We start from the raw sequence: 21,938 nt of genomic DNA, 5'->3' as shown, positions 1-21,938 counted from the left end.
ACGCCGCTGGTGTTTACCAGATTCCGACGCGCTCTTCCGGTGGAAGATACAGATCGCCGATATTCTCGCCCATGGTCAAGGATCCATTGACGAACTGGCCTTCCAAAGGCTCATAGGAATCATATTGGCCGCCAAGCGATTTGGTGCGGGCATCGAAATTGGCGCGGTCTTCATCGGTCCACCAATTGCGTTGAACCCCTTTGGCATCGGATTTCGATCCCTGATCGTCAAAGCCATGGCCCATTTCATGGCCGATCACACCGCCAATGCCGCCATAATTCACCGCCAGATCCGCATTGGGATCAAAGAACGGAGGTTGCAAAATGGCTGCCGGGAACACGATCTCGTTCCAGGACGGATTATAATAGGCGTTGACCGTTTGCGGAGTCATGAACCAACGATCCTTGTCGGTGGGATCATTGAGACGGGCAATCTGGTCATCATAGAAGAAGTCGGAGACGGCTTTGGCGTTTTTGAACAGTTCGCCCGGGACAATATTGACATCCGAGAAATCGCGCCATTTGTCGGGATAACCGATTTTGGGATTGAAAGAGGCTAGCTTGTCAAAGGCTTCTTTCTTGGTGTCTTCGCCCATCCAGTCGATCTTTTCGATGCGGCGACGATAGGCTTCACGCAGATTTTCCACCAATTGGACCATTTGGGTCTTGGAATCTTCGGGGAAATAACGCTCCACATAAACTTGGCCGATGGCTTCGCCCAGACCTTGTCCGCCACCAACGAGATTGACGCCACGGCTCCAGCGCGGACGCTGTTCGGGTTGCCCGGAGAGCACTTTGCCGAAGAAGGCAAAATCGGCTTCGTCGATTTCTTTGGACAACAAATGAGCATGGCCGGTAACGGCTTTATAGGTGAGCCATGCTTTCCATGTGTCGATGGGGGTGTTGTCGATCACGTCAATCAGCGGTTGGATAGCGCTGGGGGTGGTAACATTCAGTTCTTCAAGGTCGGTGATACCGCCCGCTTCAAAAAAGGCTTTCCAATCCATGCCGGGATAGTCTTCATCCAGCTTGGCCAGCGTATAAACATTGTATGTCTTATCGCGGTTGCGCAATTCGGCGCGGGGCCAATGATGGGTGGCGATTTCGGTTTCCATTGCCAGAATGTTTTTGGCTTTTTCCTCTGTATCGTCTGTTCCTGTGAAGGCCAGCATCTCGGCGATATGGCTTTCATAGGCTGCACGAATGGTCTGGAAGCGCTCGTCATCGGCCAGATAATAATCACGATCAGGCAAGGTCAGGCCGCTTTGGCCGATATTGACCATATAGCGATCCGGGTTCACCCGGTCGATGCCGATCCCGCCATCAATGGGGGCGGCAAGGCCTTCACGGCCAGCGCGGCCGAACATCTTGATCAGATCGTCTTTGGTTTCGATGGCGGCAATCTCGTCCAGCAATGGCTGCAAGGGAGAGATGCCTTTGGCGTTCACCGTATCCTGATCCATGAAGCTGGCATAATAATCGGCAATTTTCTGCTCGATGGTGCCTTGTTCGAAGGTTTCCGATGCCAGCTTCTCGATAATGGTTTTGACACGCTCTTCAGAACGGTCGCGCAGGACGGTAAAGGCGCCATAGCTGGTTTTGTCAGCCGGAATTTCGAAATTATCGAGCCAGGTGCCATTGGCATAATGGAAGAAATCATCACCGGGATCGATCTCGGTGTTGCGGGCTTCCAGATCGACGCCCCATGTGCCCAGCTCTGCCGATGCGGTCGTGTGTTCAACGGCTGTGGTTTCCGTGTTCTCGCTGGCGGGCTTGTTATCGCAGGCGGCCAATGTTCCCAGACAGACCCCGGCGAGCAAGAGTGCTCTTATTGTCATTGCTTTATCCTCAGATTGCTATTTGCAGCTGCATCGTGGCGCAGATTTTAAAACACTACTGCCCCTGTGGCAATTTGCAAGCCATCCCGGTGCATGAGACCCGGCGAAGCGCTTTGTTTTTTTATAAGGCGCGAATTTTTATCTGATCCGGCCAAATTTAAGATTGACACTCACTCTTAGAAGGCATAGTTCTGCCTGCAGTTAATAATTATTCGCAAACAGGAGTCTTCCTTAATGCCTGTATATCGTCGTCTTGGGGGCGCCAGCCTTGCCGTGCTCATCTGTGCAAGCACAGCTTTGGCTGAAGAGGCCGAAACCAAAATCGAAGAGATTGTCGTCAATGGAAAATATCTCTCTTTGGACAAGCTCGATTCCGTCAAGACGCCGACCCCGATCATCGACATCCCCCAAAGTCTGTCGATCATTTCCGCCGATCAGATAGAGAAGCAGTCTTTCACCAATCTGGGCGATGTGCTGCGCTATACGCCGGGGTTGTCCATCAGCCAAGGCGAAGGGCATCGGGATGCGATCATTATTCGCGGTATTGAAACAACGGCGGACTTTTTCATCGACGGCTTGCGCGATGATGTCCAGTATTTCCGTCCGCTTTACAATCTGGAGCGTGTGGAGATCCTGCGGGGGTCCAATGCGCTTCTTTTCGGGCGCGGCGGCGGTGGCGGGGTGGTTAACCGTGTCACCAAAAGCCCGGAATTCGACGATCAGTTCGCCGGATTTTCCTCCAGCATCGACACTTTCGGGTCTTATAATATTTCCGGCGATGTTAATATGGCGGTCAGCGAAACCGCTGCCTTGCGCCTGAATGGCTTCTATGAAGAACTGGACAATCACCGGGATTTCTTTGGCGGCGAGCGCTTTGCCATCAATCCGACTTTCGCCTTCAAGGCTTCGTCTGACACCAATGTTTTGCTGTCTTATGAATATGTGGATGATGATCGGGTCGTTGATCGCGGTGTTCCGTCCCAAGTGGTGGAGAACGGTCCGAATGTGCCTTTGAAAGGCTTCAAGAAGACCTTTTTTGGGTCGCCGGACGGGAATCGTACAACGCTTCAGGCCCATATTGCGAAGGCACGGGTCGATCATACATTCACCGATTCCCTGCGCGGGAATCTGACCGTGCAATATGCCGATTATGACAAGCTCTATCAGAATCTGTTCGCCAATAGCGCCGTGTCGATCGGTACCGGTTTGCCGCTACAGGTTCAACTGGATGGCTATCAGGATTTCACCGACCGCCAGAATCTCATAATCCAGACGAACTTGGTCAGCGAATTCAAGACCGGACCATTCGGTCATACGGTTCTGTTCGGTGGGGAATTCGGTGATCAGGATACGGACAATGCGCGGAACGACAATGTGTTTGCCGCCAATGGCGATGACCAGATCACCATCGCTTTCACAGATCCGCTCGATATTCCGGAATTCTCTTTCTCCAATCTTGTACGGGATCGGGAATCGCAGGTTCAGTTCGCATCGGTTTATCTACAAGACCAGATCGATGTGACCGACTGGCTGATGCTGGTGGGCGGCGTTCGTTATGACCGTTTCGACATCGATGTGCTTGATATTATCGAGCAAAATGACGGTGATGGGGTGAATGGCGATTTTTCACGGGTGGACGAGAAATTCACGCCGCGCTTGGGGGCGATCTTGAAGCCTGCCGAAAATATCTCGGCCTATGCCAGTTATAGCGAAACATTTTTGCCGCGCTCGGGCGATCAATTCCTGACTCTTGATCTGGATACGGAAAGCACGCGTCCGCAATCCTTCAAGAACACGGAACTGGGCTTGAAGTGGGATATCCGGCCCGATCTGAGCATCACGGCGGCGCTGTTCGACCTTGACCGTTCCAGCTTTACCTCGGTCGATCCCGATGATCCGGGGCAGATTATCGTGGTCGAAGGATCCCAGACACAGGGCTTTGAATTTCAGCTCAACGGCAAACTTGCTGACTGGTGGACGATTGCGGCGGGCTATAGCTATCTTGATGGCAAGGTGCAGCAGGCAGATGGCGGGGGCAATGATGGCAACAAAACCCGGCAGACACCTGAAAACATGATTTCACTTTGGAATAATGTCTCTATCACGGACAAATTTGGCATTGGTTTTGGTGCAACCTATCAAGACAGCTATTTCGTGCGGGAGGACAATGCGGTGAAAGTGCCGGATTTCATCCGCGTTGATGCCGCTCTCTATTATGAATTGAGTGACAATCTTCGTCTTCAGGTGAATGTAGAGAACCTTCTGGACGAGACTTATTATCCGGACGCCCATAGCAACACCAATATTTCGACCGGCGAGCTATCAACGCACGCTTCACGATCGTTGGCCGCTTTTAAAGGCTGGGTACAGGCGCAGGATTCCCATGTTGGTGGCGATGTCTCTTGATCGCGCTGCCGGCATGGGATACTGACCGGCCATGACAAACGATACAGTATCCCCCCCTGCGATCCTGTTGCTTTCGGGCGGCCTGGATTCTGCAACCGTTGGTGCCATGGCGCGCGCCGATGGTTTTGCGCTTCATGCGCTGTCCTTCGATTATGGACAACGCCACAAAGCCGAGTTGCAAGCCGCTGACCGGGTGGCGAAAAGCCTTGATGTGGTGGAACATAAAGTCGCGCATATTGATCTGGCGCTGTTTGGCGGCAGTGCGCTGACAGCGGATATCGATGTTCCCAAAGGGCGCTCTACCAAGGAAATGGATACAGGCATCCCCATTACCTATGTGCCTGCCCGCAATACGATCTTCTTGTCTTATGCCCTTGCTTTTGCAGAGGTGCGCAAGGCCCGGCATATTTTCATCGGTGTGAATGCGGTGGATTTTTCCGGCTATCCCGATTGTCGGCCCGATTATATCAAGGCCTTTCAAGAGATGGCCAATCTGGCCACATCGCTTGGACGGTCCGGTGAGGGACGCATTGAAATCCGGACGCCGCTTCTTCATATGTCGAAAGCCGAGATTGTGTTGGCAGGCACAAGGCTGGATGTGGATTATGCACAAACCACAAGCTGCTATGATCCCGATGATCAAGGGCGGGCCTGTGGCGGCTGCGATGCGTGCCTGTTGCGGCGCGAAGGCTTCAAAGCCGCGGGGATCAGCGACCCCACACGCTACAGGGACATATGACCTACAGCGTCAAGGAAATTTTCTATACCTTGCAAGGCGAGGGGGCAAACTCTGGCCGCGCGGCAGTGTTCTGCCGTTTTTCCGGCTGCAATCTGTGGACCGGACGGGAAAAGGATCGCACAAACGCCATCTGCCAATTTTGCGATACGGATTTTGTAGGAACCGATGGTTCGGGAGGCGGCAAATTTAAAACGGCGCAAGATCTGGCGGATGCGGTTGCCAAAACATGGCCCCACCAAGAACAGCCCAATGCGCGGCCCTTGGTTGTTTGTACCGGTGGCGAGCCTTTGTTGCAGCTTGATGCGTCCCTGATCGACGCGCTGCACCAAGCCGGGTTCGAGATTGCGGTGGAAACCAATGGCACCCAAGCAGCACCCGAGGGGCTGGACTGGATCTGTGTCAGCCCCAAAGCAGGGGCAGAGCTGGTGCTGACAACCGGCGACGAATTAAAGCTGGTCTACCCGCAATCGGGTGCAGAACCGGAACGCTATGCAGGGCTTTCTTTTCAGCACTTCTTCCTGCAACCCATGGACAATCCGCAGCGTGAAGCCAATACAAGCGCAGCGGTGGATTATTGCATGCGCCATCCCCAATGGCGGCTATGTCTGCAAACCCATAAATATGTGGGCATTGACTGACCAATCCACATGGTCCGTTTCTGGTGTTTTATAGTGCAAAAGACACTGTCATTATGCTTGGATCGGAGATATTCCACCAATCTTGGCGATCTGCTCTAAAATCTCTGCAACGCCGTCGCCGGAGCGCAACGAACAGAAAACAAAAGGCTTTTCGCCGCGCATTTTCAGGCAATCGCGGCGCATGATTTCAAGCGATGCCCCCACATGCGGCGCAAGATCCGTTTTATTGATGACCAACAGGTCGGATTTTGTGATGGCCGGTCCACCCTTGCGCGGAATATCTTCGCCTGCCGCCACATCGATCACATAGAGGGTCACATCTGCCAATTCCGGGCTGAATGTAGCGGATAGATTGTCGCCACCGCTTTCGATCAGCACCAGATCCACATCGGGATGGCGGGCACGCATTTCAGCAATGGCGGCAAGATTGATCGAGGCATCCTCGCGGATTGCCGTATGGGGGCAACCGCCGGTTTCCACACCGATAATGCGATCTTGTGGCAAAATCTGCAACCGCATCAGCGCTTCAGCATCTTCTTGTGTGTAGATGTCATTGGTAATGACGCCCAGTGACAGGGCAGGGTGCAGGGCTTTTGCGATGGCGGCGGTCAAGGAGGTTTTTCCTGCGCCAACGGGGCCGCCAATCCCTAGGCGCAAAGGGCCATTCAATGCAGTCATGAGCGGAAAATCCTATGGGGCAGCGTTTCATGTGTCATCGCCGCAATGTCGGAAAGAAATGCCATGCTGTGCATGTCGTCTTGTGTTTTGCCTTCGGTTTGTGCGGCAATATCGCGGCATAAGGGGGTCAGGGCGGCCAGAATGGCCTGTCCATCGGTCTGGCCCAGGGGCACGAGGCGAATGGCGGCGGAAACGAGATTGCCGATAACGGCTTGCAGATAGAGCGCCGCCGTCAAGGACAGGTCGAGGCCCATGCGCCGCGCCGCATAGCCAATGGCGACGGGATAGCACAGATCGGGTTGTTCGCCCGGCCAGACCGCCCGCACGGTTTCGCTAAAGGCCGTTCCCTGTAAATGCGTTTCGCGCAGACGTTCGGCGCTGGGTGCAAAGGCCCGTGCGGTGGCATCCACATGCTCCAGATCCGCCGGATGGTCGCAGGCATAGGCCATGCGCAAAAGGATGCAGTCATTGCGTCCGCTGCCCTGAAGCAAAATATCCACAAGCCAGTCCTCAAGATCTTTGGGCGTGCGGATACGTTTATCCTGTATGGCCGTTTCCAGACCATGGGAATAAGCGAATGCGCCAACAGGAAAGCTGGGTGAAAACCACTGTGCCAATGTCAGGGCATCACAGATCATGGGCGGTGGCCCCATGGCTGTGGGAATGGGTGCGGCCATGTCCATAGGCGCCGCCTTCGGGGGTGAAGGGGGCAGTGACATGGCTGATCTCTGCGCCGAGATGTGTCAGCATATGGCCGATAACGGGATCATTCTGGATCAGCAGGTGGTCGTTATTGATCTGGCAGGGCGTATGGCGGTTGCCGATATGCCATGCAAGGCGCGGCAGATCTGGGCCGCGAACCTGTAACAAATCCTCCTGTGCGGCAATGATCTCGACAAGACGGCCATCTTCAAGCTCCAGCGCATCGCCATGATTGAGCGAGCTAGTGTGTGTCAGATCAATCAGAAACGACTGACCCTCTGTGGTGACCAGTTGTTTGCGCCGCACAAAACGGGCGGCATAATCCAGTTCGCACCGCGCCGCAGCGCCGGACCATTGGCCCGCACGGTGCAGCTTCTGGGCGAGTGCTCTCTTTGTCATTGGGGCCTCAAAACAGGAAATAACGTTGCGCCATGGGCAGGGTGTCAGCGGGTTGGCAGGTCAGCAATTCCCCATCGGCGCGCACCTCATAGGTTTCGGGGTGCACCTCTATATGCGGGGTGGCATCATTAAGGAGCATATCCTTTTTACCGATTGTGCGCGTGTTCATAACAGCGACGGTTTGCTTGGTTAATCCAAGGCGCTCACGAACGCCGCTTGCCTGCGCCGCTTCCGATACAAAGCTGATGCTGGATTGCTCCAAAGACCGTCCATAAGCCCCGAACATCGGCCGTGAATAAACCGGTTGCGGCGTTGGGATCGAAGCATTGGGATCGCCCATTTGCGCCACGGCAATCGTGCCTGCCAGCAAAACCATCTCCGGTTTTACACCGAAAAAGGCCGGGGACCATAAAGCCAGATCGGCGCGTTTGCCCACGGCAATACTGCCAAGCACATGTCCCACACCTTGGGCAATGGCGGGATTGATGGTGTATTTCGCAATATAGCGCCGGACGCGGAGATTGTCATTGTCACCGGTTTCGTCCGGCAAACGCCCACGCTGCTTTTTCATTTTGTCTGCCGTTTGCCATGTGCGGATCAGGACTTCCCCCACACGTCCCATGGCCTGACTGTCGGACGCGATGATCGAAAAGGCCCCCATATCATGCAAGATATCTTCGGCGGCGATGGTTTCGCGGCGAATGCGGCTTTCGGCGAAGGCCACATCTTCGGGGATCGATTTATCCAGATGATGGCACACCATCAGCATATCCAGATGTTCTTCCAGCGTGTTTACCGTGAAAGGACGGGTCGGATTGGTCGAGGATGGCAAGACATAGTCTTCACCGCAAATCTTGATGATGTCGGGCGCATGACCGCCGCCCGCCCCTTCGGTGTGGAAGGCATGGATTGTCCGCCCTTTCATGGCGGCGACAGTCTCTTCAACAAAGCCGCTTTCATTCAGCGTGTCCGTATGGATCATCACCTGCACATCCATTTGATCGGCCACAGACAGGCAACAATCGATGGCTTTGGGTGTGGTGCCCCAGTCTTCGTGCAGTTTCAATGCGCAGGCCCCGCCTTCTACCATTTCAACCAGCGCGGCGGGCTGGCTTGCATTGCCTTTGCCGGCCAGACCGACATTCATTGGAATGCCGTCCAACGCCTGCAACATCCGCCCGATATGCCATGGGCCGGGGGTGCAGGTGGTGGCCAGCGTGCCATGGGCCGGGCCGGTCCCGCCGCCGAAACAGGTGGTCACACCGGAATGCAGCGACTCTTCCATCTGTTGTGGGCAAATGAAATGGATATGGCTATCGATCCCGCCGGCGGTCACTATCCGGCCTTCTCCGGCAATGATCTCGGTGCCCGGGCCGATGATGATATCCACAGCCGATTGGGTGTCGGGATTGCCCGCCTTGCCGATGGCGTGGATCAGCCCGTCTTTCAGGGCAATATCGGCTTTGTAAATCCCCGAATGATCGACAATCAGCGCATTGGTGATGACCGTATCCACCGCACCATCGGCACGGCTGATCTGGGATTGCCCCATACCATCGCGGATCACCTTGCCGCCGCCGAATTTCACTTCTTCGCCATAAAGGGTCAGATCGCGTTCCACCTCGATGATCAGGTCGGTATCGGCAAGACGGACGCGGTCGCCGGTGGTGGGGCCATAAATGGCCGCATATTGCGCGCGTGGAATGGCCGTCGGCATCACAGATCTCCCATGATTTGACCATTGAAACCGAAAACCCGGCGCTTCCCGCCATAGGGGATCAGCTGCACCTCGCGGCGCTGCCCCGGTTCAAAGCGGATGGCGGTCCCCGCTGCAATATCAAGGCGCATGCCTTTGGCGGCAGACCGGTCGAAATCCAATGCCGGGTTTGTTTCGCTAAAATGATAATGGCTACCCACCTGAATGGGGCGGTCCCCTTTATTGGCGACCATCAAGGTGATGGCCGGGCGATCGGTATTCAGGATAATCTCTCCCGGGGCAGGAAAGATTTCACCGGGGATCATTTGCGCATCCTTTTATAGCCTGCTGCGGCAAGGAATGCACAGATCCCCGCACCCACCAGAATCCACAGCAGATCGATCCCGTGGGGGTGCATATGCGCACCATCATGGGCAAAGGCCGTGGATCCCCAAGCGATAAAAGGAAGAACGGCGCATGGATATATCAATCGGTGCTTCATCGAGAATCTCCTTTAATCAACTCAACGGATCGGATTGTGCACGGTGACCAGCTTGGTGCCATCGGGAAAAGTGGCTTCCACCTGCACATCCGGGATCATCTCGGCGACACCCTCCATGCATTGATCGCGGCGGACCACCTGCCCACCCGCTTCCATCATATCGGCAACAGAGCGCCCGTCGCGCGCCCCTTCCACAACGGCATCGGTGATCAGGGCAATGGCTTCGGGGTGGTTCAGTTTTACACCGCGAGCCAGACGTTTGCGGGCGACTTCTGCGGCCATGGCAATCAGCAATTTGTCTTTTTCACGGGGGGTCAATTGCATGTCTCATAGTCTCCATGACAAGGGCAGGGCGGATTGGGACAGATAGTCAAGGACCGGTATCAAAGATCTTCGCATTTCATAGCTGTCTGTCGCAAGCAGGCGCATCACCAAAATATCTTCGGCAATCATGCTGGCCCCTGCGGAATTGGGCAGCATTGCGCGTATCTGGCCCAGTTTAGCCGAAGCCTCGGGCGCAACAAACAACAGGCTGGCCATCGCCCCGGCCCCATTTGCCGTAGCCGGACGCGCAAGGCAGGCAGCGGCGTCACCGGAAAGATCCATCCCATCGAGATAGATCGGCCGATGATCGCGGGTAACGGTAATTCTGTCCCGGAAAATACAATCGGTCAATCGCTCCCCCATGGCCGTCCGTCCGAATACCAATGGTTCAACCATCAGCAACCGCGCCGATTGCGTCATGTTGATCATAAGCCGTCGGTGCAAGGCGCAATGATTGAACAGGATCATCTCTTGCGGTAGCCAGTTCAATCGGGCGTCTTTTTCTATGGTCAATGTCGTGGTGAGTTGGGCGATCTCGCCGATTTGGGCGCGATAGGCTTTTTCCGAAGCCTGCGTCGTCAGTGTCAGGCGTGCCCCCGCATCGGCCTGAGCGCTGATGTCGAACCGGTCTCCCCCGGTGATGCCGCCTGCCGTATTGATCAAAACAGCATCCATATGGCGGCGATGGGTGTTGGGAAAAACCATTTTCAATGACCCCGACTGGTGCAAGGTCATCAACCGCGTACGACCTTTGTCATCTGCCTTTACACGAACAACCCCCGTACCGATTGCGCGGGGCTGCGATGCATCCGGCGTGGCTTGCCCTCGCGTTGAATGGGGATGAACGGCGCTCATCTGTACGGTCTTTATTTTAGATAATTATAGGACGGAGCCAGATTGGTGCGCTATTGGGTTTAATGCAAGCTTTGAAGCGTAACCTCGTGGGCGTGTCGGCTTGGGGCATGCTCCATATGGATGCCCGGAGGCTGGGGCTGCTCCATGTTTAAGGGCGCGGGAGTGAGGGTCAGTTGAACCCGCGTTTGCTTTCCTTCCTGGCTGAATATCACAAGAGTGCCGCCCATATCGTTGGCGAGGCGTTTGCAAATGGCAAGGCCAAGGCCCAAACCGTTTTCATTGGCATGGTGGCTGTTTTTTTCAAGCCGTTGAAAGGGGCGGCCAAGCAGGGCAATTTTATGTTCCGGAATGCCGCAGCCCTGATCTTCCACACTGAGCGTGATGTGATTGGCGTCTTCGCGTTTGGCGCTCACCAGAATACGCTTGCCTTTGGCCGAGAATTTGATGGCATTGGACAACAGATTCAGCAAAATCTGGTGAATGGCACGGCGATTGCCCTGTATCGGTGCAAGGTCCCGGTCGATCTTGACCCGCAAGCGCAATTTTTTCTGGATGGCCAAGGGGCGCATCTGGATAAGCGCTTTGGCAATGGCGGGGCGCAGATCGACCGGCTCCATGGTCAGAGAGTCTTCTCCATGTTCGAGCCGGGACAGATCCAGAACATCATTGATCAAGGACAGCAGATGCTGGCCGCTTTTGTGGATGTCGCCTACATAGCCTTTGTATTTTTCGTGACCAACGGGGCCGAAGACCTCTTCTTCGATCATCTGTGAAAAGCCGATAATGGCATTCAAGGGTGTACGCAATTCATGGCTCATGGTGGCGAGAAATTGGGATTTCGCTTCATTGGCCTCTTCGGCTGCACGGGTTTGTTTTTGCAGGTCGCGCGAGAGTTCCAAAAGGCGGCTGTTCATTCTTTCGATTTCATAAACATCACGGATGATGGCCATAACAACCGGCCCGGTATCCAGAATGACCCGCGACAAGCTGATGCGGACTTTGAAAAGATGGCCATCCCGGTGGCGGGCTTCCACCGTGCGGTCCAGAACGAAACGATGGGTGCCGGTGTGGGTGTGCATGAAATTGCGCGCCACATCATCATGGTTGTCTTTGCTGTTGATTGGCAGCAGATCTTTCAAACGTAGGTCCAGAATTTCGCTGGCTTTCCAGCCAAACATCTCTTCGGCCGTCTTGTTGAATTCGATGATTTTCAACTGGCTGTCCACCGTGATGATGGCATCGGGCGCGGTGTCGTAAAGGGCCCGAAGGCGCGCCCCTAAAAGCCTGTTTTCTTCCCGCGCTTTTCTTTTTTGCTGCATTGCAAAGGCGCGAAAACGCATCATGGCAAACAGCAAAAGAGCAATCATCCCGATGACCATATAGCCGCTTGGCAATTTGAGAGCCGCAGCCTGCAGATAGGACTGTTCGGATAAATGCAGTTCGATGCTGAAATCCGTATAGAGAATGGGGATGTGCTGGCTGTCGAGATTATGTGGAAGATCCGCCAGACGCGCGATCCGATAAAAAAGCCCCTTTTGACGGGGCTGTACTTCTCTTCGAGAGTCAAAGCTGTAAAGGGTGCGTCCGTCCCGATACAAAATGCGGGCCTGATACAGTTTCCCTTGGCCGAATTGCCCGTGCCATTGCGAGAAGAAATGATCGTCGATGCTTGCGGCTATGACGGCCACCAAACGGCCATCGGCGGTGCGAGCCGCACGGGAAATGGTGATTTGTGTGAGACCATCCAGACGGCTGCGAATGGGGGGAGAGTAGAAATACGGGCCGTCAAACCCATTGAGATGCGCCTGAACATAATCGCGGTCCAGAACCATCATGCCCTTGGCGGGCTGGCCGGGCCTGAGATCTGTGTCGATCACCCCATCGGGACGGATGATGGCGATGGTGCGCATTTGCGGTAAACGCGCCACAACGGCTTGAAGATAGGGTTGCCGGTCCTGCGTTCTGCCCGAGGCTGCCACATGCTCGGCCACCGTGCTTATCACAAGTTCAAGAGCACGCAATCCATGGGTGATAGAGGATGCGGTTGCCGCCATATCATAGCGCATCCGGACATGCGCATCGCGGTAGGTGCTATGCACCGTCCAGACGGTAAAAATAACGGCACTTAGAACCACAAAGACAACAATCAGGCCATAGCGGAGATATGATATCCGCGTGTTCATCTGGCCGGAATGCAGTGCTTTTCCCATGCGACAGGCCGCCTTTTGTGGGGTGGTTCAACCTGCAGTATCCTCCCGACAAGAGATTAATAAAAAAATAACGCGCGAATATTTCTAAAATAAAACCCCAAAAGATTGTATTATCTGTCATTCTATATCGGAATAATTTGGCTTATTGCAAAGAGCCTGCCCATAGGCATGTCCTTCATAGGGAGAGCCGTGCTCCCCCCCATGAAAGGCCGTGCAGACTTTGGTTGTTCCGGCGTTGCCTTGGCGTTTAAAGCCGTGGGCCTTGATTGCGAAGAGCGTCTAGCGCGCCTTGCAAGATATAGGCGGCGGCCAGCTTATCCACCAGTTCGGCGCGGCGTTTGCGGCTTCTGTCCGCGTCGATCAGCATGCGTTCCACAGCCACAGTTGACAGGCGTTCGTCCCAAAAGGCCGCGGGGAGGGGGAGTTTTTCATCGAGATTCTTGGCAAATTGCCGCACCCCTTGGCAGCGTGGGCCTTCCGTCCCGTCCATATTCACCGGTAGGCCGATGATATAGCCGGCGATCTTGTGCTCGGCGATGATGGCGCGTAACCGTTCTACATCGGCGCTGAATTTGGTGCGCCGAATGGTTTCCAAAGGGCTGGCGATGGTCAGCGACCGGTCGGACAAGGCAAGGCCAATGGTTTTGGTGCCCACATCAAAGCCCAAAACCCGCTGCCCATGAGAGAGTGCCGCGGAAAGTTGGTGCAGTTCCCCGATCATCGAGCGGCATCCAGAGCGGCGCTTGGGTGGCTTTCATACCATGCGGCGATGCGGTCGCGCACATTGGCCCGCACATTCATGGAAAACAGGTGAATGTCGTATACATGATAATTCTGCCCCGGCAGCAAAAATCGCGTGAAAGGCTCGCCCGGTGCAGGGGTGATATAAAGGAACCCATCGTCGCCGCAGCGGCTTGCCAGCCCCGGATTTATCGGCGCGGGCAAGGCGGCGTCGGGCGTTGGGGCGGGGGGAACAGCCCCCATATGTTGAGAAGCCGGGGCCGCCCCATCCCGTTCCCAAGTGACGGGATTTTGGCATAGCATGGGCGTTCCGGCTTTCATCAAGCCGCTCAAACCGAATTGTTGGTTATAGGCATCAACCAGATAAGAGGGGTCGCCCTCTTCGCCAAAGGTCTGCCAGCTGATCATGCAACCTGTATCCAAGGCGGTTTCGCAGGCACCAATATCGGGGAGTGCACCCAGATCCTGCACGGAAGAAAATGTCCAGCCGGGCAAATAGGCGGCCACCATTCGGTCCGCCAGATCCGTCCCATTGATGCGGTTTTTGAGCAAAAAACTCCCCAAAAGGGCGCCTTGGCTGTGGCCGGCCAGAATGAAAGGCCGCCCTTTATTGTCTTCGCGCAGATAGTGGTCGAACGCGGCTTCCACATCGGAATAAGCCAGCATCAAAGCGGCAACCGTATCGCTATTGGCGGCCAGAAATGCTCCGAAAGAGGCTTGGCGGTAGCGCGGGGCAAAAATACGGGCCGATGCGGCAAAGGGGCTGGCTTGCGCCTTTAAAATCGACGGCAGACTGGCCGTGGCCTGCGGTTCGTCGATGGGAGCATTCCAATAGCTGGTGCCCAGATAGCTGGTGGGATGAATGAAAAACACATCCGCTTCCATAAGCGACAGCGGCTCTACGCCTTGTGGGGTAACGCGGGCATTGTCATCGGCACCGGGCCGCGCCGCCCAGCTTTCGGCCTTCGCATAATCGGGGGCGGGGGCTTTGGGGGCGTCTGCCAGCGATGTTTCCGGCTTCATTTGTGCCAAGGCCACCATTTGCGCCTCGTCCCAAAATACATAAAGCAGCGCTCCGCCTAGAATGGCGAGCCCCACAAGACCTGAAACGATATATAGAAATAGCCGCGCCATGAGTTTGCCTTTCTGATTCACCAGCCTGTTCGGTCGCTTGCCGCCCGCTTGTCCGGCGTTTTTGACGATTGTCTTATAGACGCCTGAGCCGTCGATACACGCATCTTCTTCTTTGTTGCGCTATCGCCACAATGACGCAAGCAGCAAAAGCCGTTCAGCTTGCCTTGCGTGGGGGGCTGTCAGCGTGTAGTTTTCGCCGCAATTGCGTGGGGCTGCCACGCGGTCATGAAAAAATGGGAAGACGATGTCGGTTGACAAAGCGACGGTAAAGCGGATCGCCAAACTTGCGCGCATTCGCATCGATGAAGACAGACTGGACCCAATGGCGGGCGAGTTGAACAATATTCTTGATTGGGTTGAACAATTGTCTGCGGTGGATACCGACGGCGTGAAACCCATGACCAGTGTGGTGGATCATTGTCTGCATTGGCGGGCCGATGAGGTGACCGATGGCAATAAGCGCGACGATGTGCTGTCCAATGCGCCCGATGCCGAATTCGGCTTTTTTGCAGTTCCAAAAGTGATTGAATAATATGTCCGATCTCAATGAATTGAGCATCGCAGAGGCCCGCGACCGGCTGGCGGCCCGCGATCTATCCGCCCGCGAGCTTGTGCAGGCTTCCATCGCAGCAATGGAAGCGGCAAAGCCGTTGAATGTTTTTGTCACCGAAACCCCTGAGCGGGCGTTGGAAATGGCCGATGCGGCCGATGCACGCCTCAAGGCCGGTGACGCAAAGCCCATGACCGGTATCCCCGTGGCGGTGAAAGACCTGTTTTGCACCAAGGATGTGCGCACCACCGCCGGTAGCCATATGCTCGAGCCGTTCACGCCGCCTTATGAAAGCACTGTGACCGCGAATTTGTGGGACAATGGCGCCGTGATGCTGGGCAAGGTGAATATGGATGAATTCGCCATGGGATCGTCCAATGAAACCAGTGCTTATGGTCCGGTGAAAAATCCGTGGCGGCTTGGGGAAACGGATACGGTTCCCGGTGGATCTTCAGGCGGGTCCGTGGCCGCTGTTGCGGGCCGCATCGCCCCTTGTGCCACCGGCAGTGATACCGGCGGCTCGATTCGTCAGCCGGCGGCCTTTACCGGCACGGTGGGTTTGAAGCCTACCTATGGGCGTTGTTCGCGCTATGGCATGGTGGCCTTTGCATCGTCTTTGGATCAAGCGGGGCCGATCACCCGATCGGTGCGCGATGCGGCGATTATGCTGGGGGCTATGGCCGGGCATGATGTGAAAGACAGCACATGCGTCGATGTGCCGGTGCCCGATTATGAAGCAGCCCTTACGGGGGATATTCGCGGCCTGAAAATCGGTATTCCCAAAGAGTATCATTCCGCAGATATGCCCCGCGAAATCGAAGATATGTGGCAGCAGGGCATGGCGTGGTTGCGCGATAGGGGGGCGCAGATCGTCGATATTTCCTTGCCGCACACCAAATATGCCTTGCCTACCTATTATATCGTGGCCCCGGCGGAAGCGTCGTCCAATCTGGCCCGCTATGATGGTGTGCGCTATGGCCATCGGGCGCCGCTCAAGTCCGGCGATGGCCTGACCGAGATGTATGGAGAAACCCGTGCCGAAGGTTTTGGTGACGAGGTGAAACGCCGTATCCTGATCGGCACCTATGTGCTGTCGGCGGGATATTATGATGCCTATTATCTGAAGGCGCAGAAAATCCGCACGCTGATCGCCGATGATTTCCGTCGCGCTTATGAAAAGGTAGATGCGATCCTCACCCCCACGGCCCCCAGTGCGGCTTTTGGCTTTGGGGCAAAGCAGGATCCTTTGGCCATGTATATGAACGATGTGTTCACGGTGCCCGCGTCCCTTGCAGGGCTGCCGGGTATTTCGATCCCGGCGGCTTTGTCGGCGGAAGGTTTGCCTTTGGGCTTGCAAATCCTTGGGCGAGCCTTTGATGAAGAGACGGTTCTGAAGGTGGCTGGCGTGATGGAAGATGCCGCTGCCTTTACGGCCAAGCCCAAGACATGGTGGAGCTGACCGCAATGAGCAAAGACGCAAAAAACTATATCGTGCAGGGGGCTACCGGCGATTGGGAAATCGTTGTCGGGCTTGAGGTTCATGCACAGGTGACCTCTCAGGCCAAGCTGTTCTCCGGGGCATCGACCCAGTTCGGATCGGAACCCAATAGCAATGTCAGCCTTGTGGATGCTGCCTTCCCCGGTATGTTGCCGGTGATCAATGGGGAATGTGTGCGTCAGGCCGTGCGCACCGGGTTGGCTCTGGACGCGCAGATCAACAAATTCTCGCGCTTTGATCGTAAAAACTATTTCTATGCCGATTTGCCGCAAGGCTATCAGATCAGCCAGTTCGCGCACCCCATTGTGGGCGAAGGCGAAATGCTGGTGGAACTTGAGGACGGAGCGACCAAAAGCATCGGTATCGAACGGCTGCATCTGGAACAGGATGCGGGGAAATCCATCCATGATCAGCATCCGCGCTATACGCTGGTCGATCTCAACCGCTCTGGCGTGGCTTTGATGGAGATCGTCTCGAAACCGGATATGCGGTCGCCGGAAGAGGCCGGGGCTTATGTGCGGAAATTGCGTACCATGCTGCGCTATATTGGCTCGTGCGATGGCAATATGGAACAGGGCTCCATGCGTGCCGATGTGAATGTGTCGGTGCGTCGCCCCGGTGAGCCTTTTGGCACGCGTTGCGAGATCAAGAATGTCAATTCCGTGCGCTTTGTGATGCAGGCCATCGAATATGAAGCCCGCCGTCAGGTGGATATTCTGGAAGCTGGCGGCAGCATCGATCAGGAAACCCGTCTGTTCGATCCCAATAAGGGGGAAACGCGGTCCATGCGCTCGAAGGAAGAAGCGCATGATTATCGCTATTTTCCTGATCCTGATTTGCTGCCGCTTGAATTCGACGATGCGTATATCGAAGAAGCCCGTGCCAGCTTGCCAGAACTGCCGGACGCCAAAAAGGCGCGCTTCGTCAAGGATTGGGGGCTGCCCGATTATAATGCCGCCACCCTTGTGGGGGAAAAGGAAAGCGCCGACTGGTTTGAAACCTTGCTGGATGCCCTGAGAAAAGGCGTGGATAGCCCGGTGGAAAAATTGGCGCCCAAGGCTTCCAACTGGATGTTGTCGGACCTTTATGGCCAGTTGAACAAGGCTGGAAAATCCTTGTCCGATTGCCCTATCACCCCCACTCAAGGGGCCGAGCTTTTGACGCTGGTTTTTGATGGCACCATTTCCGGATCGGCCTCGAAAGAGGTTTTGGAAGAGATGCTGCAAAGTGGCCGTAATCCGGCGGAAATCGTCGAGGAAAAAGGGCTCAAGCAGGTATCGGATACCGGTGCCCTGGAAGCCATGGTGGACAAGATTCTGGCTGCCAATCCGGCTCAGGTCGAGCAATTTAAAGCCGGGAAAACCAAGGTCGTGGGCTTTTTCGTCGGGCAAGTGATGAAGGAAAGCCGCGGACAGGCCAATCCTGCAGTGGTCAATGAAATTTTGATGCGCAAATTGACTGAGTGATTGGCGCTCTAACCGGTGATCACTGCATGGATCGCATATGAGATATTGATGTGACCGCGCCGGACTCATAATGTCAGGGTGCGGTCATTTCTTATGAGGTCCTTTTTTCTTAAGAAGGAGCAGAGAAAAATGGACGGGATTGAGGCATTGGCAACATCTGCGCCAACCGTGCAAGCGGATGTGGTGTGCGCCGACGTCTATGAAATATTTTCGTCCAATCCGGCTTTATTGGCCATTGCCGTGGTGGAAGATCATATCCCCATAGGCTTGGTGAACCGCCATACCCTGATCCTGAAACTGGCGGACCGTTTTGGCCGTCCCTTATTTGAAAACAAGCCTATCTCGCATTTGATGGACCTTGATCCGTTGATCGTCGAGGCGCGGGAAGACATAGAAGACTTTAGCGAATTTATCCTTACGCATCATCCTTCTGCCATGACAGACGGGTTTATTCTTGTCAAAGAAGGGCGCTATCTGGGCATTGGAACGCCGCTTTCCATGCTGAAAGTCGGCCTGGACCGGGCAAAGAAACGCACGGAAGAATTGGAGCGCGCACGGGCCATCGCAGAAAATGCCAATCAGGCAAAATCCATGTTTCTGGCCAATATGAGCCATGAATTGCGTACGCCCTTGAATGCTATCATTGGCTTTACCGATTTCATTCAGTCGGAAACGCTGGGCCGTATCGAACCGAAACAATATGCCGATTACATCAATGATGTGAACGAGAGCGGCAAGCATTTGCTGAATGTGATCAATGCCATTCTCGATATGTCGAAGGTGGAGGCAAAGCAGCTGGACCTCAAGGAAGATACGGTGGACCCTGAAGAGGTGGTGGCTGTGGTGGCGCGGATGATGGAGGACGCGGCCAAGCGATATGGCGTGTCTCTTGTGATCGAAGCCAAAGGGCATATCCCCGATATCTATGCCGATGGGCAGCTTTTGCGCCAGATTTTGCTTAATCTGGTGTCCAATGCCCTGAAATTTTCAGGCGGCTCGACCAAAGTTTATGTGCGTCTGGGTGTAAGCAGGATGGCCGCTTCTTCTTTGCGGTGGAAGATTTCGGTGTCGGGATTGCCCGGGCCGATTTGAACCGGGTGATGGAACCGTTCGGGCAGGTTGAGGGCTATCTCTCGCGGAAGGTTGAGGGCACAGGGCTTGGCCTTCCCCTGTGCAAAGCCCTGACCGAAGCCCATGGGGGCGAGTTCCGACTCAAAAGCACATTGGGGCAGGGCACCTGTGTCGAGGTGTTTTTGCCTGCCGAACGGGTGGTTGCTTTGGATGCCGCGGCGGTAAAGGGCTTTGACTGAGCCGAATCTTGTTAAGTGCTTTTTTTGTAAAGTGGGTCGCTCTTTTTGATGCCGGTGCACGGCCCGTCCTATACCGCAAAAATAGAGTGTGGTATGGATGGTGTTAACCATTTTTCAAGCCATTGGGGGAGACCCTTGTTTCACGGACGCGCGGACCATCCGGCACCGCGGACTATCCGATAGGGAGAGGATCAATGGGTGAGCTTGACAAAGATCGTTCAAAAGCCCTGAAAAGATATTTGGCGCGGGCGAAAACCGGGGATGCGCAGGCGCTTTATGCCTTGGGCCTTTCTTATGCCACCGGAGCCAGCGGGGCGCCGGATTATGTGGCGGCGCATAAATGGTTCAATCTGGCGGCGATGAACGGCGTTGGCCGGGCTGCAGATGACCGCGCTGAATTGGCCCGCGAGATGAGCGCGGCCCAGATTGCCGCCGCCCAAAAGGCCGCGCGGGAGTGGTTGGCCCACCATTAAGGGCCCGTTTCAATGGGCTGTTTTGGCAAAATTCACAGAAGTTTTGTTTAGGGCGTTGACAGAAATGGTCATGGCGATTAGACCCAGCGGCGGAGAGGTGGCCGAGTGGTCGAAGGCGCTCCCCTGCTAAGGGAGTATGGGTCAAAAGCTCATCGAGGGTTCGAATCCCTTCCTCTCCGCCAGTTACCCAATAAAATCAATAAATTATGGGTTGTGCGGCATAGTCCCGCGGCAATTTTTCCTATCTATGTGCTTTGCTTCACGCCAGCAAAGCTCATATGTCGGCTTTTGCAAGACGTTTTCTTGTTGCGGCGGCATAAAAATATGCCAAGGGCCTTGGGCAGCCCTTGGACGGACCCCGCTAATCCAAGGCTGATCAATATTCAGAATTTATATTTGGCGGATACCTGAATCTTTTGCAGATTGTCGGCCGCGCCATTTTCCAGTTCACGATTGGCGTACATATATTCTATTCCCAGATCCAGCGGCGGGACAGGCGAATAGATTATATTTCCAAAGATATTCCAGCTTTCATCCGTCACGCTTCCGGTCGTGAGTGTTACGGGGTTATCGGCTTTGAAATAGCTGCCGGAAAGTGTGGACCGTACAGTGTCTGTCCACATATGGCGATAGGCAAGGAAGCCGGAGTAGGTGGCGATCGGATCAAGCTGCCATCGGCGCGCAAAGCGGCATCATTGACGATATTGAGGCCGATATAGCGCCCCAATCCCTGACCGGCTGTTGCCATGAAGCGGATGTCATCACGGGCACCCAGATTCAACTTGCCCGACAGGCTAAGGCCATAGCCAATGGCATCATCGGAAATCCGGCCAAAATCATCGGGCTTCACGCGAAGCACCCGACCGATGGCGGCGGCTGTCAGATGACCCATATCGCTTTTAAGATTGTAGCGCAAAACCACATCCGGCAGGCTGTCATCCCCTGCCACAACGCGGCCACCCGTGGGGCTGGTAACGGTCGTTTCGGGCTGTTCAACAGCGATCTGAAGGCCGCCATAAGTGTACCGGATCATTGGTTGGCGGTTGAAAATGGTGCCGGGTGTCGGCCCAATAAAGTCGAGCGCTTCGGGCAATGCCCCTACATCTTGAAAGGTGGACCATGCCTGACCGAATAACCAATTGTCGAAGGTGATATAGGCTTGCCGCAAACGCGGTGTATAGCTATTGGAAACCCGCTCATCACCGCCGCTGGTAACCATGAAATCCATCTCGATTTTCGAGCCCAGCTTATGTCCGCTACCGACATTGGTTTTGGTTTCAAGAATGATACGGCTTTGGCGCGCACTGAAATCCGTATCGAACCCAGACGATGTTCCGCCAACAGGGATGGCACCGGGAATTAAAAAATCCCGCACGATGCTCCCCGTTTCAACCTGACCGCCGCTGCTTCGTTGTGAGATGGCATCTATTTTGACATAACCGCCGTAAGTCACACGCGTTTTTCCAACAGCGAAGCTATTATCATCAGCGGATTGTTCGGCCACTTTGGTTTCTACCGCTGCGGTTCTTTCGGCGAGGGCGCGTGTCTCTGAAATGGCTTGTTGGGCCTGTTGTGCAACGGCGATATCGCTTGCTGCTGGCGCCCCTTCTTTTGCATCCATGCGATTGATCAAACTGGTCACCAAAGCTTCCAACCGGTCCAGCCGGGCATCGACATCGCTATCTTGGGCCAGTGCTTGTGATGTGCTCAGCATCGTCGCGGATAGTAGAAATCCCTTGATTAGAAGTCTTGCTGCCTTGGCCATGCCTCATCCTCCCCT

23 protein-coding genes and 1 tRNA gene are annotated in these 21,938 nt (G+C 55.1%); 10 read left to right on the top strand and 14 right to left on the bottom strand.

Features of this window, described 5'->3' with window-relative positions; genetic code table 11:
• Positions 1-13: 13 nt before the first annotated feature.
• On the bottom strand, positions 14-1,837 hold the full coding sequence (locus tag JCM17844_RS06800; RefSeq protein WP_150000260.1) for a M13 family metallopeptidase: 1,824 nt from the start codon (positions 1,835-1,837) through the stop codon (positions 14-16).
• 234 nt (positions 1,838-2,071) lie between these two features.
• Here JCM17844_RS06800 and JCM17844_RS06795 point away from each other — a divergent pair, with 234 nt between their 5' ends.
• Genes JCM17844_RS06795 through queE form a run of 3 tightly spaced genes read left to right on the top strand, consistent with a single transcriptional unit; the run spans position 2,072 to position 5,620 of the window.
• Positions 2,072-4,243 (top strand): TonB-dependent receptor, encoded by a 2,172-nt coding sequence (locus JCM17844_RS06795; protein ID WP_210431530.1) that lies wholly within the window; start codon positions 2,072-2,074, stop codon positions 4,241-4,243.
• Between the two features lie 31 nt (positions 4,244-4,274).
• On the top strand, positions 4,275-4,982 hold the full coding sequence (gene queC, locus JCM17844_RS06790) for a 7-cyano-7-deazaguanine synthase QueC (RefSeq protein ID WP_150000259.1): 708 nt from the start codon (positions 4,275-4,277) through the stop codon (positions 4,980-4,982).
• The gene (gene queE, locus JCM17844_RS06785) at positions 4,979-5,620 is read left to right on the top strand and encodes a 7-carboxy-7-deazaguanine synthase (protein WP_150000258.1); all 642 of its coding nucleotides are present in this window, start codon (positions 4,979-4,981) and stop codon (positions 5,618-5,620) included. The genes queC and queE overlap by 4 nt, the downstream gene beginning before the upstream one ends.
• Positions 5,621-5,671: 51 nt before the next feature.
• Here queE and ureG read toward each other — a convergent pair whose 3' ends face one another.
• From ureG to JCM17844_RS06730, 11 genes are all read right to left on the bottom strand, one after another.
• Positions 5,672-6,298, bottom strand: coding sequence for an urease accessory protein UreG (ureG, locus tag JCM17844_RS06780; RefSeq protein WP_150000257.1), 627 nt, complete (start codon positions 6,296-6,298; stop codon positions 5,672-5,674).
• The gene (locus JCM17844_RS06775) at positions 6,295-6,981 is read right to left on the bottom strand and encodes an urease accessory protein UreF (RefSeq protein ID WP_210431529.1); all 687 of its coding nucleotides are present in this window, start codon (positions 6,979-6,981) and stop codon (positions 6,295-6,297) included. The genes ureG and JCM17844_RS06775 overlap by 4 nt, the downstream gene beginning before the upstream one ends.
• Complete coding sequence (locus JCM17844_RS06770; RefSeq protein ID WP_150000256.1) at positions 6,926-7,399, bottom strand: urease accessory protein UreE; 474 nt, start codon at positions 7,397-7,399, stop codon at positions 6,926-6,928. Before JCM17844_RS06770 ends, JCM17844_RS06775 begins: the two co-directional genes overlap by 56 nt.
• Positions 7,400-7,406: 7 nt before the next feature.
• Complete coding sequence (gene ureC, locus JCM17844_RS06765; protein ID WP_150000255.1) at positions 7,407-9,116, bottom strand: urease subunit alpha; 1,710 nt, start codon at positions 9,114-9,116, stop codon at positions 7,407-7,409.
• Complete coding sequence (locus JCM17844_RS06760) at positions 9,116-9,421, bottom strand: urease subunit beta (RefSeq protein ID WP_150000254.1); 306 nt, start codon at positions 9,419-9,421, stop codon at positions 9,116-9,118. The genes ureC and JCM17844_RS06760 overlap by 1 nt, the downstream gene beginning before the upstream one ends.
• Positions 9,418-9,597 carry a hypothetical protein gene (locus JCM17844_RS06755; RefSeq protein ID WP_210431528.1) on the bottom strand — a complete coding sequence of 60 codons (180 nt, stop codon included), beginning with the start codon at positions 9,595-9,597 and terminating at the stop codon, positions 9,418-9,420. The genes JCM17844_RS06760 and JCM17844_RS06755 overlap by 4 nt, the downstream gene beginning before the upstream one ends.
• 21 nt (positions 9,598-9,618) lie before the next feature.
• Positions 9,619-9,921 carry an urease subunit gamma gene (locus JCM17844_RS06750; protein ID WP_150000253.1) on the bottom strand — a complete coding sequence of 101 codons (303 nt, stop codon included), beginning with the start codon at positions 9,919-9,921 and terminating at the stop codon, positions 9,619-9,621.
• A 3-nt stretch (positions 9,922-9,924) separates the two neighbouring features.
• The gene (locus tag JCM17844_RS06745) at positions 9,925-10,776 is read right to left on the bottom strand and encodes an urease accessory protein UreD (protein WP_210431527.1); all 852 of its coding nucleotides are present in this window, start codon (positions 10,774-10,776) and stop codon (positions 9,925-9,927) included.
• 59 nt (positions 10,777-10,835) lie between these two features.
• Positions 10,836-12,986 carry an ATP-binding protein gene (locus JCM17844_RS06740; RefSeq protein ID WP_150000252.1) on the bottom strand — a complete coding sequence of 717 codons (2,151 nt, stop codon included), beginning with the start codon at positions 12,984-12,986 and terminating at the stop codon, positions 10,836-10,838.
• Between the two features lie 247 nt (positions 12,987-13,233).
• On the bottom strand, positions 13,234-13,707 hold the full coding sequence (gene ruvX, locus JCM17844_RS06735) for a Holliday junction resolvase RuvX (protein ID WP_150000251.1): 474 nt from the start codon (positions 13,705-13,707) through the stop codon (positions 13,234-13,236).
• Positions 13,704-14,861 (bottom strand): DUF3089 domain-containing protein, encoded by a 1,158-nt coding sequence (locus JCM17844_RS06730; RefSeq protein ID WP_150000250.1) that lies wholly within the window; start codon positions 14,859-14,861, stop codon positions 13,704-13,706. Before JCM17844_RS06730 ends, ruvX begins: the two co-directional genes overlap by 4 nt.
• Positions 14,862-15,105: 244 nt before the next feature.
• On the opposite strand from JCM17844_RS06730, the gene gatC reads away from it, so the two are divergent.
• The 7 genes from gatC to JCM17844_RS06695 all read left to right on the top strand — a co-directional run bounded on the left by gatC (position 15,106) and on the right by JCM17844_RS06695 (position 20,340).
• The gene (gene gatC, locus JCM17844_RS06725; protein WP_150000249.1) at positions 15,106-15,393 is read left to right on the top strand and encodes an Asp-tRNA(Asn)/Glu-tRNA(Gln) amidotransferase subunit GatC; all 288 of its coding nucleotides are present in this window, start codon (positions 15,106-15,108) and stop codon (positions 15,391-15,393) included.
• A 1-nt stretch (position 15,394) separates the two neighbouring features.
• The gene (gene gatA, locus JCM17844_RS06720) at positions 15,395-16,870 is read left to right on the top strand and encodes an Asp-tRNA(Asn)/Glu-tRNA(Gln) amidotransferase subunit GatA (RefSeq protein WP_150000248.1); all 1,476 of its coding nucleotides are present in this window, start codon (positions 15,395-15,397) and stop codon (positions 16,868-16,870) included.
• Between the two features lie 5 nt (positions 16,871-16,875).
• The gene (gene gatB, locus JCM17844_RS06715; protein WP_150000247.1) at positions 16,876-18,375 is read left to right on the top strand and encodes an Asp-tRNA(Asn)/Glu-tRNA(Gln) amidotransferase subunit GatB; all 1,500 of its coding nucleotides are present in this window, start codon (positions 16,876-16,878) and stop codon (positions 18,373-18,375) included.
• Between the two features lie 129 nt (positions 18,376-18,504).
• Entirely contained in the window at positions 18,505-19,467 is a 963-nt protein-coding gene (locus JCM17844_RS06710) for a histidine kinase dimerization/phospho-acceptor domain-containing protein (RefSeq protein ID WP_210431526.1), read from the top strand.
• The gene (locus JCM17844_RS06705; protein WP_371864744.1) at positions 19,428-19,685 is read left to right on the top strand and encodes an ATP-binding protein; all 258 of its coding nucleotides are present in this window, start codon (positions 19,428-19,430) and stop codon (positions 19,683-19,685) included. Before JCM17844_RS06710 ends, JCM17844_RS06705 begins: the two co-directional genes overlap by 40 nt.
• Before the next feature lie 194 nt (positions 19,686-19,879).
• Positions 19,880-20,158 (top strand): SEL1-like repeat protein, encoded by a 279-nt coding sequence (locus JCM17844_RS06700; protein ID WP_210431525.1) that lies wholly within the window; start codon positions 19,880-19,882, stop codon positions 20,156-20,158.
• Positions 20,159-20,249: 91 nt separating this feature from the next.
• Positions 20,250-20,340, top strand: a tRNA-Ser gene (locus tag JCM17844_RS06695).
• 201 nt (positions 20,341-20,541) lie between these two features.
• Here JCM17844_RS06695 and JCM17844_RS14685 read toward each other — a convergent pair.
• On the bottom strand, positions 20,542-20,700 hold the full coding sequence (locus tag JCM17844_RS14685; protein ID WP_210431524.1) for a hypothetical protein: 159 nt from the start codon (positions 20,698-20,700) through the stop codon (positions 20,542-20,544).
• A gap of 17 nt (positions 20,701-20,717) precedes the next feature.
• On the bottom strand, positions 20,718-21,923 hold the full coding sequence (locus tag JCM17844_RS06690; RefSeq protein ID WP_210431523.1) for a DcaP family trimeric outer membrane transporter: 1,206 nt from the start codon (positions 21,921-21,923) through the stop codon (positions 20,718-20,720).
• Positions 21,924-21,938: the final 15 nt, after the last annotated feature.

The organism is Iodidimonas gelatinilytica (assembly GCF_008579125.1).
In the GTDB taxonomy this organism is placed as follows: Bacteria; Pseudomonadota; Alphaproteobacteria; order Sphingomonadales; family Rhodothalassiaceae; genus Iodidimonas; species Iodidimonas muriae.
Note: the sequence above shows the minus strand (reverse complement) of the source record. Positions and strands in the feature narration are given on the sequence as shown.